This window comes from Aeromonas sp. R2-3 (assembly GCF_040908375.1).
GTDB classification, from domain to species: domain Bacteria; phylum Pseudomonadota; class Gammaproteobacteria; order Enterobacterales; family Aeromonadaceae; genus Aeromonas; species Aeromonas veronii.
This window is the reverse complement of record NZ_JBFODP010000032.1, coordinates 598889-613131: the sequence shown is the minus strand read 5'-3', so window position 1 is coordinate 613131 and position 14243 is coordinate 598889. Positions and strand designations below refer to the sequence as shown.

Below are 14243 nucleotides of genomic sequence, written 5' to 3'. Positions count from 1 at the left end.
GTATTGTCCTGACTACTTTTGGTCAGGGTAGAGTCCTTGCGGTTATAAATATAATATATTTAAGTTATCTATCTCATAAGATGAATTGATACATGGATCTGAAACAGCTCACCTATCTGCTGGCGGTCAGGGATGCCGGCTCATTTACCAAGGCAGCCAACAGTCTGCATGTGGCACAACCGGCCATCAGCATGGCCATCGCCAAGCTGGAGCAGCAGCTCGAGTTGCGACTGTTTGATCGACAGGACCGTGCGGTACGGCTCACCCCAGAGGGAGAGGTGCTCTGTCGCCATGCCGAGCGTCTGTTGCTGCAGATGCATCAGGCCGAGGCCGAGATGGCCGAACTGAAGGGGTTGGAGCGGGGGGAGGTGCGGATCGGGATCCCCTACATGATGGGCTCCTACTATTTCCCCCCTCGTCTGATGGCCTTCAAGCACCGCTACCCCGGCCTCAAGATCCGGGTTGAGGAGGCCGGTACCCGCGAGCTGCTCAGCCGGATGGTGGATGGCTCCCTCGATCTGGCCATTCTCATCACCAGTGATCTCCCCCCCGCCATCGAGGGAGCACATCTGCTGAGCGAAGAGATGTTGATGGTGGTGGGCGACGATCACCCCTTGCGCGGCGAACCGGCCGTCACCCTCTCGCAGTTTTTCGCTCAGGAGTTGGCGCTGTTTCGCCGTGGTTTCTACCACCGAGAGCATATGGAGGCGCTGGCCCAGAGCCTGGGCGTCGAACCCGATATCGCCTTCGAGAGCAATCTTATCCCTCTGCTCAAGGCGGTGGTGCGGCAAGGCTTTGCGGTGACCACCTTCTTGCGGATGGTGCTGGAAGAGGAGCCGGATCTGCGTGGCGTGCCCTTCGACCCGCCTATCTATCTCGATCTCTGCGTGGCGTGGCGGCGGGGTGATCCGCTCTCCATGGCCAACCGTGCCTTGCGCGATTTTCTACTCAAGGAGCGTCCGGCCTGATGGCGGCGGGCCATTGCTGAAAGTTTGTTACTATTAATGGTGGGTTCGCTTGAGGGCTACACCATGAAATTGCAGCAATTGCGCTATATCGTCGAGGTGGCGAACCACAGGCTGAATCTGTCGGCCACCGCCGAGAGCCTCTTTACCTCCCAGCCCGGTATCAGCAAACAAGTGCGGATGCTGGAGGATGAGCTGGGGATCCAGATCTTCGAGCGCAGCGGTAAACACCTGACCCAGATCACCCCCATAGGTCGGGATGTGATCAAAGTGGCCGCCGAGGTGCTGGACAAGGTCGCCACCATCAAGGTAATGGCCAGGCAGCATGTGCATCCGGAGCAGGGAACCCTCACCATTGCCGCCACTCATCTGCAAGCTCGCTATATTCTGCCCACCATCCTCAAGGGATTCATGGCCCGCTTCCCCAAAGTTGCCGTAACTGTGATGCAGGGGAGTGCGGCGCAGTGCCGCGCAGCCGTGCATGATGGCGCTGCCGATCTGCTGCTGGCGGATGAACCGGAGGAGGGGAGCGATCTGCTGATGCTCCCCTCTTTTCAGTGGCAACGGGGCTTGGTGCTACCCAAGGATCATCCGTTGGCCAAAGCAACATCGCTGACTCCGGCTGAGCTGGTGGAGTTTGCATTGGTGACCGATGGAAGGGCTCTCTCCACAGCTCATGGCACTGATTGCGCTAATGCCGAGAGCCGGATCGCCTGCTGTGCGAGCGACAGCGATGTGCTCAAGACCTATGTCAGACAAGGGATGGGTATAGGGGTGATGGCAACCTTTGCCTGGGAGCCCCAGCGCGATGGCGATCTGGTGCTCAAAACGGCGCCCTGGCTACCAGGCTGTGTGGCCGCTATCGGGTTGCGCAGAGGGGCATTTTTATGCGGCTATCTCTACGATCTGATTGAACGTCTCGCGCCGCAATTGACCCGCGAGCGGGTCGAACAATACTGTGCTGCCCGCACTGGCGAAGAGCTTGAAGCTCTGCTGGCCAATCTGACCGTGCCACTTAGATAGCTTGGGTTGTAGTGGTCATCCCAAGAAAAACGCCTCCCAATGGGAGGCGTTTGACTATCCGGTATTTGTCAATGCAGGCTCATTTTTTGAGCATGTGATCCAGCTTGTTGGCCTTGGTCGACAGATAGAACTCGTTGTGTGGATTGCGTCCTTCCTGTAACGGTACCCGTTCGGCCACCGGAATACCGAAGGATTCCATGGCTTTCATCTTGCGCGGGTTGTTGGTCATCAGTTTGAGAGACTTGACTTCAAGCTGCTTGAGCATATCGGCGCAGATGGTGTAATCGCGCATGTCGGCGGCGAAACCAAGGGCCACGTTGGCCTCCACGGTATCGGCACCCTGATCCTGCAGGTGATAGGCGCGGATCTTGTTGAGCAAGCCGATGCCACGACCCTCTTGACGCACATACAGCAATACGCCACGACCGGCTTTGGCGATATTCTCCATGGCCGCCTGCAACTGGAAACCGCAGTCACAACGCAAGCTGAACAGGGCGTCGCCGGTCAGGCACTCTGAGTGGATCCGGCCCAGCACGGGCTCTTCACCGGTAATGTCGCCCATCACCAGTGCGGCGTGATCTTTGCCTGTGCCGGTTTCCTGAAAACCTACCAGCGTGAAGGTGCCCCAAGGGGTTGGCAATTTGGATTGGGCCACGAGGGTAACGCTGCTCATAGGTTGCTCCTTACTACTAACGGCTCAAAAAAGGGGGCCAGTTTAGCGCGCCTTGTCAGGAACGACCATAAGAACAAGTCCCTGCATTGCTTAATGAAATCTCCAAATGAGATACAAGCACAGCTGTCCGTCGGGGTTTTGGCCCTTTGTGCGGATTGATGACTGCCAGGCTCACCACATTCGGGTATAATCGGCGCCCATTAACCCACCCCTTCGGGATGGGAGCAACACAGTGCAGGAGAGAAGTTATGCCTCAGATGGCCCCCGTAATGACAATTGATGGCCCCAGTGGTGCAGGTAAAGGCACCTTGTGTCAGCTGCTTGCTGAGAAGCTGGGTTGGCACTTGCTGGACTCGGGCGCCATCTATCGGGTGTTGTCCTTGGCCGCCCTGCATCACGATGTAGAGCTGGACAGTGAAGCCTCACTGGTGCCGCTGGCTGCCAATCTGGATGTGCAATTTCAGGTTGAGGGCGATTTGGTCAAGGTTATCCTGGAAGGGGAAGATGTCTCCCGCACCATCCGCACCGAAGAAGTGGGTAATGCAGCCAGTAAAATCGCCGCCTTCCCCCGTGTGCGCGAAGCCTTGCTGCGCCGTCAGCGGGCATTTCGTCAGGCCCCGGGTCTGATTGCCGATGGTCGTGACATGGGCACAGTTGTTTTCCCCGAGGCCGAGGTGAAGATTTTCCTCGACGCCAGTGCCGAAGAACGGGCCCAGCGTCGCTATAAGCAGTTGCAAGATAAGGGCTTTGATGTTAACTTTGAGCGTCTTTTAACCGAGATTCGGGAACGTGACGATCGCGACAGAAATCGCGCTACTGCACCCCTGAAACCGGCAGAAGATGCTCTGGTGGTAGATTCTACCTCCATGACCATAGATGAAGTGCTGGCAACAGTACTCGCCTATGCAGAGCAACAACTTGGTGATGCCAGCGCAAGCTGACATCCGGTCGTCTGCACCAAGGATGGCGCAGATTATTTAAAACAGCCCCGCTTGTGCCGGATTGCAAGTGGATGTTTCATTTGTGACATAAACAATGATCGAATCTTTTGCTCAACTCTTTGAAGAGTCCCTGAACGCCGTTGAAACCCGTCAAGGTTCCATCGTCAAGGGTACTGTCGTTGCTATCGAGAACGGTTTCGTACTGGTTGACGCCGGTCTGAAATCCGAGTCCGCTATCCCGGCTGAAGAATTCAAGAACGCCATGGGCGAGCTGGAAATCAACGTCGGCGACACCGTTGATGTGGCTCTGGACTCTATCGAAGATGGTTTCGGCGAAACCAAGCTGTCCCGCGAAAAAGCCAAGCGTCACGAAGCCTGGCTGCAGCTTGAGAAGGCTTACGAAGAGCAAGCTACCGTTATCGGTATCATCAACGGCAAGGTCAAGGGTGGTTTCACCGTTGAACTGAACGGCATCCGTGCCTTCCTGCCGGGTTCTCTGGTTGACGTGCGTCCGATCCGTGACACCGCTCACCTGGAAAACAAAGAACTCGAGTTCAAAGTCATCAAGCTGGACCAGAAGCGCAACAACGTTGTTGTTTCCCGTCGTGCCGTGATCGAGACCGAGAACACCTCCGAGCGCGAAAGCCTGCTGGCTAACCTGCAAGAAGGTCAAGAAGTTAAGGGTATCGTCAAGAACCTGACCGACTACGGTGCATTCGTAGATCTGGGCGGTGTTGACGGCCTGCTGCACATCACCGACATGGCGTGGAAGCGCGTTAAGCATCCTTCCGAAATCGTCAACGTTGGCGACGAGATCGCTGTCAAGGTTCTGAAGTTCGACCGCGAGCGTACCCGTGTATCCCTGGGTCTGAAGCAGCTGGGCGAAGATCCCTGGGTTGCTATCGCCAAGCGTTACCCGGAGACCACCCGTCTGTCTGGCCGCGTGACCAACCTGACCGACTACGGCTGCTTCGTTGAAATCGAAGAAGGCGTTGAAGGCCTGGTACACGTATCCGAGATGGATTGGACCAACAAGAACATCCACCCGTCCAAAGTTGTTAACGTTGGCGACGTGGTTGACGTGATGGTTCTGGACATCGACGAAGAGCGTCGTCGTATCTCCCTGGGTCTGAAGCAGTGCAAATCCAACCCGTGGCAGCTGTTTGCCGAAACTCACGCCAAAGGCGACCGTGTTTCCGGCAAGATCAAGTCCATCACTGACTTCGGTATCTTCATCGGTCTGGATGGCGGCATCGACGGCCTGGTTCACCTGTCTGACATCTCCTGGAACAACCAGGGCGAAGAAGCCGTGCGTGAATTCAAGAAAGGCGACGAGATCGAAGCAGTTGTTCTGCAAGTGGATCCGGAGCGTGAGCGCATCTCCCTGGGTGTCAAGCAGATCGAAGAAGACCCGTTCAACAAGTACCTGGCTGACAACAAGAAAGGTGCTATCGTGAAGGGTAAGGTTACCGAGGTTGATGCCAAAGGTGCCGTTATCGAACTGGCTGATGGCGTAGAAGGCTACCTGCGTGCCTCCGACGCTGCTCGTGACCGCGTAGAAGACGCCACTCTGGTGCTGTCTGTTGGTGACGAAGTTGAAGCTAAATTCATGGGCGTTGATCGTAAGAACCGCACCGTAAGCCTGTCTGTCCGTGCTAAGGACGAGGCTGATGAGCGTGTTGCTATCGATAACCTGAACCAGCAAGAAGAAGTTGTGTTCAGCAATGCTATGATGGAAGCGTTCAAAGCCGCCAAGGGTGAGTAATCCTTGATGCAAGAAAAGGGCGGCATTGCGCCGCCCTTTTTTATCCTGGCAAAATGAATATTGCATGTGATCGGGGAAGGAGATTTAACGTTATGACCAAATCAGATCTCATCGAACAACTGGCAGCCAGCCGCATGCATATGCCGGCCAAGGATGTCGAAGCCGCCATCAAGGAGATCCTTGAGCAGATGGCGTCGACCTTGCAAAACGGCGACCGGATTGAAATCCGCGGATTTGGCAGTTTTTCACTGCACTATCGTGCGCCCCGTGTGGGCCGCAACCCCAAGACTGGGGACAAGGTTGAACTGACCGGGAAATATGTCCCGCACTTCAAACCTGGTAAAGAGTTGCGCGAGCGCGTCAACATCATTGAATAATGCAGAAATGGGCATACCTCGGGTATGCCTTTTTTCTTTTTGGCACCGATTCCTGTGCCAATCGTCTTGTTTCTTAAACTCTTTTCCCATTCACTCTAGAGTCTGCCTGCGATTTTAAGGATAATCAGCCTCTCATTAGATACTGACAGGGAGCTCTTATGAAGCGTATTTTGGCCCTCATTCCGCTGGTGCTGGTGTTTGTTCTGACCCTGGCGCTGGGCTCACAAAATGGCCAGCTGGTTCAGTTCAATTACCTGATCGCTCAGGGTGAGTTTTCGCTTGCCATGCTGTTGGGCTTCTTCTTCGCTGGCGGTTTTTTGCTGGGCTGGCTGGTATTCGGCCTGCTGTTCCTGCGCCTGAAAATGCAAAACCGCACCCTCAACCGCACCATGCGTCGTCAATCCCGCGAGTTGGAGCTGGCCCGGTCACCGGGTAAGGAATAATGTTCCTCAATGCTTGAACTGCTTTTCCTGCTGTTGCCCATCGCCGCCGGTTATGGTTGGTACATGGGTCGCAGGAGTGTTCGCCAGGACACCCAAAAACAGAGTAACCAGTTTTCCCGCCAGTATGTGGCGGGCCTCAACTATTTGCTGTCCGATGAATCCGACAAGGCGGTGGATCTCTTTATCCAGCTGCTTGAGGTGGACAGTGAAACCATCGAAACACACCTCTCCCTCGGCAACCTGTTTCGCCAGCGTGGGGAGGTCGATCGTGCCATCAAGATCCACCAGAACCTGGTAACCCGCCAACTGACCCGGGAGCAGCGACAGCTTGCCCTGCAGGAGCTTGCGCGCGACTTTCTTGCTGCCGGTCTGCTCGACCGTGCTGAAGCACTCTGGAATGAGCTGTGTGACGACAGCGACTATGAAGAGACGGCGCTGGCACAGCTGTTGATCATCCATCAGCAGTTGCGGGATTGGGATAAGGCCATCGATGTGGCGGTTCGTCTGCAAAAATTCCAGGGCAAGAAGCTGGCCGACCCCATCTCCCATTTCTATTGCGAACAAGCCGAGATCGCGCTGCGTGAGGGCAATAAAGGGGAGGGGCTGGCCAAGCTCAAACGGTCGCTCAGTATCAATCCGGCATGTGCCCGGGCCAGTTTGCGCCTCGCTGAGCTCGCCATGGCAGAGGGGGAGTATGAGCAGGCCAGTAAGGAGCTGCTGCGGGTGTTCGAGCAGGATATCGACTTTGCCTCCGAGGCAATGCCCAAATTGCTCGAGTGCTATCAGCAGTTGGGGCGCACGCCTGCGTTGATCCCGCTGCTTGAGAAGGCAGTGGAAGATCACGCCGGTGTCAGCGTGACCCTGGCCCTTGCCAAGCTGGTTGAAGAGCGTGATGGCCTGAGCCAGGCCCGTTCGCTGGTGCTGCGTCAGCTGCGTCGTCATCCGTCGATGAAAGGTTTTTACCAGCTGGTGGGTTTTCAGCTGGCCAGTGCGGAAGAGGGGCCCGCCAAGGAGAGCCTCGAACTGCTGCAACAGCTGGTCGGCGAGCAGATCAAAATCAAGTCAACCCACAAGTGTCGGCAGTGCGGCTTTGCCACTCACTCGCTGTTCTGGCAGTGCCCGTCTTGTCGCCAGTGGGGTTCCATCAAGCCGATCCGTGGTCTGGACGGTGAATAACAAGCAATAGGATGTGAGATGCAAGATCCCAAAGTACTGGTAGCGCTGGATTATCAGCACGAGGCAGATGCCTTAGCGTTCGTTGAACGTATCTCTCCGGCCCAGTGCCGTCTCAAGGTAGGCAAGGAGATGTTTACCCTGTTTGGCCCGCAGTTTGTACGCCAGCTGGTGGCCAAGGGATTCGATGTCTTTCTGGATCTGAAATTTCACGATATTCCCAATACCGTTGCCAAAGCCGTGGCAGCCAGTGCCGAGCTCGGTGTCTGGATGGTCAACGTGCATGCCAGTGGTGGTGAGCGGATGATGCGTGCCGCCAAAGAGGCGCTGCTGCCTTATGGCGACAAGGCGCCATTGTTGATCGGGGTGACCGTGCTGACCAGCATGGAGCAGTCCGACATGATCCCTCTTGGTCTGGATGTGAGCCCTGCCGAGCAGGTGATCCGGCTGGCTACCTTAACCAAGGCATCCGGCTTGGATGGGGTGGTCTGCTCTGCCAACGAGGCCCATGAGTTGAAAGCCTTGCTGGGTGATGAGTTCAAGCTGGTGACCCCAGGTATTCGCCCGACCGGTTCAGCGGCCGGGGATCAGCGCCGGGTGATGACACCGAAAGCGGCGGTCGAGGCGGGGTCCGATTATCTGGTTATCGGTCGCCCCATTACGCAGGCTGCCGATCCGGCCGCCATGCTGGCCAGCATCAATGCCGAGCTGGCTGGTGCGTAACAGGCTCACTCAGTGATACGCGGTGCAGGCCGAGCAACAGGCCTGCACCGGCCCCGATAAGATGAGAGCCGATGTGTACCCTGGCATTGATCAGGGTGGATATCGGGCTCTCTCCCGCATTGTAGAAGTCCATCGCCAGCTTGAGCCCCATCCCTGCCAACAGTAGCCAGCCCGACGTGCGGCGTCCGTGGCGGATATCCTGCATTGCCCCCCAGACAAACAGGCCATGCAGCGAGCCTGATAGCCCCATGTACCATTGGGTCTGCGGGCACCACCACCAGATCCCCAAGCCCACTGCCAACCAGAGCAGCAACATCAGCAGCGGCAGGCGAGCCCCACCCAGATAGTCGCGAAACAGGCTATAGAGGATGGCGAGGCCGCCCAGATTGAGCAGCAGGTGCCACAGATTGGTATGAGCCAGATTGCCTGTTATGATCCGCCACCCTTCGCCCCCGGCGATCAAGGGCCGATCGAAGGAGAGCTGAAGATTGGGAACGGTAAAGAAGAGTAGCAAGCTGGTGAGAGAGAGCGTGATAACCCAGAGCAATCCAGATTTGTCTGACAACATGAAACAGTCCAACGACAAGAACAGTCGATACTGTACACGTTGCACCCGAGCCCTCAAAGCCTGCCTGTGCGATTATATTGTGCCGGTTGACAATCACACGCCCCTCTACATCTTGCAGCACCCCAACGAGGTGGCACATCCCAAGGGGACTGCGGCGCTGCTGGCGGCCTCTTTGCAACAGTGCGAGATCCATGTGGGGGAGGACTTTTCCCGCGATGAGTGGCTCAATGGGTTGCTTGCAGATCCTTCCCATCGCTGCTATCTACTCTGGCCGGATGAGGATGCCATTTCGCTGACCGATCTTCGCCAACAGCGGGAGAGTGAATCCTCTGGCTCCGCATCCATCGCCTTTATCTTGCTCGACGGCACCTGGCGCAAAGCCTATCGCATGTTGCAGAGCAACCCGGCACTGGCCCGCTTGCCCCGCATCGGCATTGGTGCCATTGCCGGTCAATATGCCATTCGCAAGAAACCCTTTCCCGATGCCCTCTCTACCATAGAGGCGGGCTATCACCTCTTGTCCCGGTGGGAGGGGAGGCTGGAGCGCTATGCGCCCTTGCTGACCCTGTTCAATCGGTTGAATACCCAGTGGCAGGACTTTGCCGAAGGCCGCCGCGCGTGACATTTGAAGGAGTTATCAAGATGAAAAAAGCAGTCGTGGTTTTCAGCGGCGGTCAGGACAGCACTACTTGTCTGGTGCAGGCATTGGCCCGGTATGATGAAGTGCACGCCATCACCTTCGACTATGGCCAGCGCCATCGGGAAGAGATCGACACCGCGCGCCGTCTGGGCAGTGCACTGGGGATTGCTGCCCACAAGGTGATGGATGTGACGCTGCTCAATGAGCTGGCGGTCTCTGCCCTGACCCGTGACGACATTCCTGTCAGCTGCGAGCTGCAGGATAACGGGCTGCCCAACACCTTCGTGCCGGGTCGCAATATCCTGTTCCTGACCCTGGCTTCCATCTATGCCTATCAGGTGGGCGCCGAAGCGGTGATCACCGGTGTCTGCGAGACCGACTTCTCCGGCTATCCCGATTGCCGTGACGAGTTCGTCAAGGCCCTCAATCAGGCGGTGTCGCTGGGGTTGGATCGCGGCATCCGTTTTGAAACTCCCTTGATGTGGCTCGACAAGGCCGAGACCTGGGCTCTGGCGGATCACTATGGTCACCTCGACACGGTGCGCCAGCAGACCCTGACCTGCTACAACGGCATTGCCGGTGACGGTTGCGGCACGTGTCCTGCGTGTGAACTGCGCAGTCGCGGCCTGAACAACTATCTGGCCGACAAGGCGGGCATTATGGCCAGACTGTTTGAGAAAACCGGGCTGGGTGAGAAAAGCGCAGAGTGAGCCTGCGTCTTGCCGTGGCTTGGGGTATAATCCGCGACTTTTGCAACAAGCCGTGATCGAGATGCACTACCCAATCAACGAGATTTTCCAGACCATCCAGGGGGAGGGCATCTTTACCGGCCTGCCCGCCATCTTTGTTCGCCTGCAGGGTTGCCCGGTGGGCTGCCCCTGGTGCGATACCCGTCATACCTGGGTTGTTGATCCGGCTCGTGAAGTGGGCAAGGCGGCGGTGCTGGATCGCTCCAACGAATCCGATTGTTGGAGCCAACTTAGCACCGCGCAGATTATCAAGAGCTTTACCGACCTGGGTTATCAGGCGCGCCATGTGGTGATCACCGGTGGCGAGCCCTGCCTCTACGATCTGCACGAACTCTCGTCAGCCCTGCTGGCGGCGGGTTATCAGGTGCAGATTGAAACCAGTGGCACCAGCGAGATCAAGACCCATGAGCAGACCTGGGTGACCGTCTCCCCCAAAATCGGCATGAAAGGGGGGCTGCCTGTACTGGTCTCGGCGCTGGAGCGGGCCAACGAGATCAAGCATCCGGTGGCTACCGAGCACCATATTGAAGAGCTGGATGCGCTACTGGCGACAGCTACCCTGCGCCCGGACGTGGTCATTGCCTTGCAGCCGATCAGCCAGAAGCCAAGGGCCACCCAATTGGCGATGGATACCTGTATCGCGCGTAACTGGCGACTCTCAATCCAGACTCATAAATATCTGGATATTGATTAATATGGATTGGCTATCCGACGAACAGGTGCTGCTGACTCTGACCAACAAGATGCCTTACGGTAAATATCAGGGGCGGCGTATCATCGATATTCCCGAGCCCTATCTGGTGTGGATGGCGCGCAGCGGTTTTCCGGCGGGTAAATTGGGCCAGACGCTGGCGTTGGCTTACGAAATCAAACTCAATGGACTCGAGTCCATGATTATTCCCATTATTAACAGGATGTCGGTATGAGAATATATACGAGGCAGGGCGACAAGGGCATGACCCGGCTGGCCGATGGTATCCAGTTGCCAAAGGATCATTTGCGGGTCGAGACCTACGGTTATATCGATGAGCTCAACTCCCATATTGGCTTGCTGATTTGTGACGTACCATCGCAAGAGGTCGGCTTATTGGCTGATTTACAGCTGTTGCAACAGGAGTTGTTTGATCTGGGGGGCGAGTTGGCATTCTCCAGCGACGCCCAGAATGAATCAATTTGGCAAGTTAATGCCGCCTGGACCACTCGCCTTGAACAGCAGATAGATCGTTATAGTGAGCCATTGCCGCCGCTGCGCCAATTTATATTGCCCGGTGGTTCCCGTGCCTCGGCGCAAGCGCATGTGGTGCGTACTCTGGTGCGTCATTGCGAGCGCTTGCTGCTGACATTGAGCCGGGAAGAGCGGGTCAATCCCGAGGTGCTGCCCTATCTGAACCGGATGAGTGACTGGTTCTTTACTGTTGCCCGCTATCTCATCTGCGTGGCAGGGGATCGTGAAGTGCTGTGGGTCAAGGCAGCAGATCGCCCGCAATCGGCTATCTGATATGTCACGTTTAAGCGGCAATAAAAAACCTCGCCCTAGCGAGGTTTTTTTATTCGCAACGAGATTGAGATCAGATAGCAAAATCTTCCAGTGATTTGCCTGCTGCCACTGCGCTGGCAATGACCGAAGGCATACGGCCCTGGCCGGTCCAGGTTTTCTCTACGCCATTATCCTGATAGCGATATTTGGCCGGACGTGGCGCCCGCTTGGCTTTTTCTGATTTGCCGGGGTTGGTAGCGACAGCGCTTACCAATTCTGCCGGGTCAATACCGGCGGCTTTCAGCATTTCGCTATATTCGTTAATTTTCCGCAGATGCTCTTCACGGGCCTGACGCTCGGCAGCTTCATCCTGCTGACGTTCAGCAACGATAGTAGAGAGTTTTTCCAGTGCCTCTTCCAGTTGTTCCAGAGAAAGCTCGCGGCAGGTCGCACGCAGACTGCGGATATTAAGCAGTACCTTTAAAAATTCATTCATAGGAGTTACCACGTCGAGTCAGAGAAAAATATTATGTTCCAGCTGATTCTTGCTTGGTGATTTAAATAAGTCAAGCCGGGTTAAATCTAATATCCGTGGGGAACATCAATATAGATATTTAATATGGCCAGCAATAGGCTTGGTGATTGGATGCCAATGAAGCCGCAGTAGGTGAAAATAGCGTCAAAACAGGCGTTGTTGCATCATTTGACTACCATTATTCGACCTTGATATGTTTATCGTGACTATTTAATCAAAAAACTTGCTATAAGCTGCCATCTCGATAAAATGTGCGGCGAATACCTTTAAGTAGAGGCGCGCTGCCTATGAGTATTTGTGCGGAGGGTGATGCCTGTGATGCACAAGGAAAGGAGTCAGCGCCGAAGTGGCCAGGCCATCATACCGGGCTGCTGGTTCTGCATCTAATAGGTGCAGGACTGCCATAGTCATCCACTATGGAGCGCTACCTGAAGGGGCTGAGGAGTATGACCTCCCCATAGGTTTTGTTTCTTTAGATCCTCTCGGTAGATCTCCACCTGTAATCTTTAGGTGCAAAGAGATCATGGACATTAGTCATTTCGCCGACTCCGGTTGGTCCGTTCTTCCCCCCCTGTTGGCTGTCGCGCTGGCGATCCTAACCCGCCGCGTGCTGCTGTCCCTTGGTGTGGGCATCGTCACAGGCAGTTTGCTGCTCAATCAGTTTTCACCCCTCGAATCCCTGCATTACATGTTGAATACCGTGCTCAAGATCTTCTGGGTCGATGGCGCGCTCAATCGTGACAATGTCAACATGATCCTGTTTATGCTGCTGCTGGGTGGCCTCATCAGCCTGATGAGCGTCTCCGGGGCGACCCGTGCCTTTGCCGAGTGGGCCGAGCGTCGTGCCAAGACCCGCAAGGGCGCCAAAGCCCTGACTGGCATGATGGTGTTTGCCTTCTTTATCGATGACTTCTTCCACAGCCTGTCGGTGGGGGCAATCTGCCGTCCGGTGACCGACCGCTTCCAGATTTCCCGTGCCAAACTGGCCTATCTGCTGGACTCCACCGCGGCGCCGGTCTGCGTGCTGATGCCCATCTCCTCCTGGGGGGCCTATATCATCGCTCTGGTTGGCGGCATCATGGCGGCCCACGGTCTGACTGAACAGAGCCCCATCGCGGCATTTGTCGAGATGATCCCGATGAACCTCTACGCCGTCTTCACCCTGATCATGGTGCTGGTGGTGATCGCCTGTCAGCTGGATATCGGCCCGATGCGTCAACACGAAGCGTGGGCGCTGGAAGGCAAGCTGTGGGATGAGTCCAAGGGCCGCCCCATCGGTCTGGATATGGAGAGCCCGGAGGAGAGCAACGGCGGCATGATCGACATGGTACTGCCGATCCTGACCCTGACCGCCGCCACCATCTATTTCATGATTGATTCCGGTGCTGCGGTGCTGAGCGAGAAAGGGCTGCCCTTCAGCGTGCTTGGCTCGTTCGAAAACACCAACGTCGGCTCTTCGCTGGTCTACGGTGCCCTGTGCAGTCTGGTGGTCTCCATCGGTCTGGCTATGCGCCTGAAGCTGGGTGCCAAGAACTGGATCAAGGCCGCGCCGCAAGGCGTCATGGCCATGCTGCCAGCCATCAACATCCTGCTGTTTGCCTGGACCATAGGTGCCGTGGTACGCGACGTGGAGACCGGCAAGTACCTGGCTTCGCTGGCTAACGGCAACCTGCCGATCGAAGTGCTACCTGCCGTGGTCTTTATCCTCTCCTGTGCCATGGCGTTTGCTACTGGTACCAGCTGGGGTACCTTCGGCATCATGCTGCCGCTGGCCGGTGACATGGCCGCCGCCAGCGACATCAGCCTGATGCTGCCGATGCTGGCTGCGGTACTGGCTGGCTCGGTGTTCGGGGATCACAGCTCACCCATCTCCAGCACCAGCATCCTCTCTGCCACCGGTGCCGGTTGCCATCACATCGATCACGTGATGACCCAGCTGCCCTATGCACTGGCCATCGCCTTCGGCGCGGCCATCGGTTACCTGGCGATGGGCTTGATGCACTCCAGCCTGGCCGGTTTCAGTGTCAGTGCCCTCTGGTTCGTGCTCTTTACCAGCTATCACCTGAAAAAGGCCAAAGCGCGGCCAGAGCTGGCCACCGCGTAACATTTATAGAGCAAGGGGCCCGCGGGCCCCTTGGTTTTGTCAGGGGCTTTGGTTAGCATGCGCCCCATAAATTCAGTTTCGGAACAG

Annotated in this window: 17 protein-coding genes and 1 riboswitch; of the genes, 14 read left to right on the top strand and 3 right to left on the bottom strand. The window is 56.4% G+C overall.

The window, feature by feature from the left end:
- The first annotated feature begins 92 nt into the window (after window positions 1–92).
- Window positions 93–968 (top strand): LysR substrate-binding domain-containing protein, encoded by an 876-nt coding sequence (locus AB5Z02_RS20360; RefSeq protein WP_110303209.1) that lies wholly within the window; start codon window positions 93–95, stop codon window positions 966–968.
- 63 nt (window positions 969–1031) lie between these two features.
- Window positions 1032–1988, top strand: a complete 957-nt coding sequence (locus AB5Z02_RS20355) for a LysR substrate-binding domain-containing protein (protein WP_368216843.1) — start codon at window positions 1032–1034, stop codon at window positions 1986–1988.
- 79 nt (window positions 1989–2067) lie between these two features.
- On the opposite strand, the gene ribA is transcribed toward AB5Z02_RS20355, so the two are convergent.
- Window positions 2068–2661, bottom strand: coding sequence for a GTP cyclohydrolase II (ribA, locus tag AB5Z02_RS20350; protein ID WP_103251772.1), 594 nt, complete (start codon window positions 2659–2661; stop codon window positions 2068–2070).
- A 248-nt stretch (window positions 2662–2909) separates the two neighbouring features.
- Between ribA and cmk the strand changes: the two genes are divergently transcribed.
- The 6 genes from cmk (at window position 2910) to pyrF (ending at window position 8083) form a co-directional block, all read left to right on the top strand.
- Window positions 2910–3602, top strand: coding sequence for a (d)CMP kinase (gene cmk / locus AB5Z02_RS20345; RefSeq protein WP_111901343.1), 693 nt, complete (start codon window positions 2910–2912; stop codon window positions 3600–3602).
- Window positions 3603–3696: 94 nt separating this feature from the next.
- Entirely contained in the window at window positions 3697–5367 is a 1671-nt protein-coding gene (gene rpsA / locus AB5Z02_RS20340; RefSeq protein WP_005337148.1) for a 30S ribosomal protein S1, read from the top strand.
- A 92-nt stretch (window positions 5368–5459) separates the two neighbouring features.
- A complete protein-coding gene (gene ihfB / locus AB5Z02_RS20335) occupies window positions 5460–5744 on the top strand; it encodes an integration host factor subunit beta (RefSeq protein ID WP_005299934.1) in 285 nt (94 codons plus the stop codon).
- 158 nt (window positions 5745–5902) lie between these two features.
- Window positions 5903–6187, top strand: coding sequence for a LapA family protein (locus tag AB5Z02_RS20330; protein ID WP_005337143.1), 285 nt, complete (start codon window positions 5903–5905; stop codon window positions 6185–6187).
- Window positions 6188–6196: 9 nt separating this feature from the next.
- The gene (gene lapB / locus AB5Z02_RS20325) at window positions 6197–7363 is read left to right on the top strand and encodes a lipopolysaccharide assembly protein LapB (protein ID WP_159157060.1); all 1167 of its coding nucleotides are present in this window, start codon (window positions 6197–6199) and stop codon (window positions 7361–7363) included.
- Window positions 7364–7381: 18 nt separating this feature from the next.
- Window positions 7382–8083 (top strand): orotidine-5'-phosphate decarboxylase, encoded by a 702-nt coding sequence (pyrF, locus tag AB5Z02_RS20320; protein ID WP_005351164.1) that lies wholly within the window; start codon window positions 7382–7384, stop codon window positions 8081–8083.
- Here the strand turns inward: pyrF and rrtA are convergent.
- Window positions 8058–8651, bottom strand: a complete 594-nt coding sequence (gene rrtA / locus AB5Z02_RS20315; RefSeq protein WP_074042643.1) for a rhombosortase — start codon at window positions 8649–8651, stop codon at window positions 8058–8060. The two genes, pyrF and rrtA, sit on opposite strands and share 26 nt — an antisense overlap.
- Between rrtA and AB5Z02_RS20310 the strand changes: the two genes are divergently transcribed.
- The 5 genes from AB5Z02_RS20310 to AB5Z02_RS20290 all read left to right on the top strand — a co-directional run bounded on the left by AB5Z02_RS20310 (window position 8650) and on the right by AB5Z02_RS20290 (window position 11538).
- A complete protein-coding gene (locus AB5Z02_RS20310; protein WP_368216841.1) occupies window positions 8650–9273 on the top strand; it encodes a tRNA-uridine aminocarboxypropyltransferase in 624 nt (207 codons plus the stop codon). The genes rrtA and AB5Z02_RS20310 overlap by 2 nt on opposite strands.
- Before the next feature lie 20 nt (window positions 9274–9293).
- A complete protein-coding gene (gene queC, locus AB5Z02_RS20305; protein WP_005359893.1) occupies window positions 9294–10001 on the top strand; it encodes a 7-cyano-7-deazaguanine synthase QueC in 708 nt (235 codons plus the stop codon).
- 61 nt (window positions 10002–10062) lie between these two features.
- A complete protein-coding gene (gene queE / locus AB5Z02_RS20300; protein ID WP_069527953.1) occupies window positions 10063–10734 on the top strand; it encodes a 7-carboxy-7-deazaguanine synthase QueE in 672 nt (223 codons plus the stop codon).
- A gap of 1 nt (window position 10735) precedes the next feature.
- Complete coding sequence (locus AB5Z02_RS20295; protein ID WP_005337126.1) at window positions 10736–10966, top strand: DUF3820 family protein; 231 nt, start codon at window positions 10736–10738, stop codon at window positions 10964–10966.
- Window positions 10963–11538: a cob(I)yrinic acid a,c-diamide adenosyltransferase gene (locus AB5Z02_RS20290; RefSeq protein WP_368216839.1), complete on the top strand. Its 576-nt coding sequence runs from the start codon at window positions 10963–10965 to the stop codon at window positions 11536–11538. Before AB5Z02_RS20295 ends, AB5Z02_RS20290 begins: the two co-directional genes overlap by 4 nt.
- 70 nt (window positions 11539–11608) lie before the next feature.
- Here the strand turns inward: AB5Z02_RS20290 and AB5Z02_RS20285 are convergent, their stop codons facing one another.
- Entirely contained in the window at window positions 11609–12013 is a 405-nt protein-coding gene (locus AB5Z02_RS20285; RefSeq protein WP_075115902.1) for an H-NS family nucleoid-associated regulatory protein, read from the bottom strand.
- Window positions 12014–12315: 302 nt separating this feature from the next.
- Window positions 12316–12487, top strand: a riboswitch (Lysine riboswitch).
- Window positions 12488–12575: 88 nt separating this feature from the next.
- On the opposite strand from AB5Z02_RS20285, the gene AB5Z02_RS20280 reads away from it, so the two are divergent.
- Window positions 12576–14156, top strand: coding sequence for a Na+/H+ antiporter NhaC family protein (locus AB5Z02_RS20280; protein WP_231721321.1), 1581 nt, complete (start codon window positions 12576–12578; stop codon window positions 14154–14156).
- Window positions 14157–14243: the final 87 nt, after the last annotated feature.